Consider the following 600-nt stretch of genomic DNA (forward strand, 5'->3'; position numbering starts at 1 on the left):
CTCGGCCCAGTAGCCCCAGGCCAGCGAGGTGGCCGGCAGGCCCTGGGCGCGCCGGTACGCGGCCAGGCCGTCGAGGAAGGCGTTGGCGGCGGCGTAGTTGGCCTGGCCGGGGCTGCCGAGCGTCCCGGCCACCGAGGAGAACAGGACGAACGCCGTCAGGTCCCGCCCCCGGGTGAGTTCGTGCAGGTGCCAGGCCGCCCGTGCCTTGGGCTCCCAGACCGCGGCGAGAGCCTCCGGGGTCAGCGACTCGACCACGGCGTCGTCCAGCACACCGGCCGCATGCACCACCGCGGTCAACGGATGCTCGGCCGGGATCGACTCCAGCACGGCCGCCAACGCCTCCCGGTCCGCCACGTCACAGGCGGCCACGGTCACCTGCGCGCCCAGCCCGGCCAGCTCCGCGCACAACGCCGCCCCGCCACCACCACGGCTGACCAGCACCAGATGCCGCACACCCCGCTCGGCCACCAGATGCCGGGCCACATGGCCCCCCAACGTCCCCGTACCACCGGTGATCAGCACCGTACCGACCGGATCGAAATCCGCCGGAACAGTCAGAACGATCTTCCCGACGTGAGCCGCCCGGCTCATGAACCGGAA

1 protein-coding gene is annotated in these 600 nt (G+C 73.0%); it reads right to left on the reverse strand.

The genetic code is table 11. The features are described from left to right. Positions 1–600: beta-ketoacyl reductase (locus tag IE329_RS40090; protein WP_190215998.1), on the reverse strand; the 600-nt coding region annotated here is incomplete at both ends.

Origin of the sequence: Kitasatospora indigofera (assembly GCF_014655955.1) — a bacterium.
GTDB classification, from domain to species: Bacteria; Actinomycetota; Actinomycetes; order Streptomycetales; family Streptomycetaceae; genus Kitasatospora; species Kitasatospora indigofera.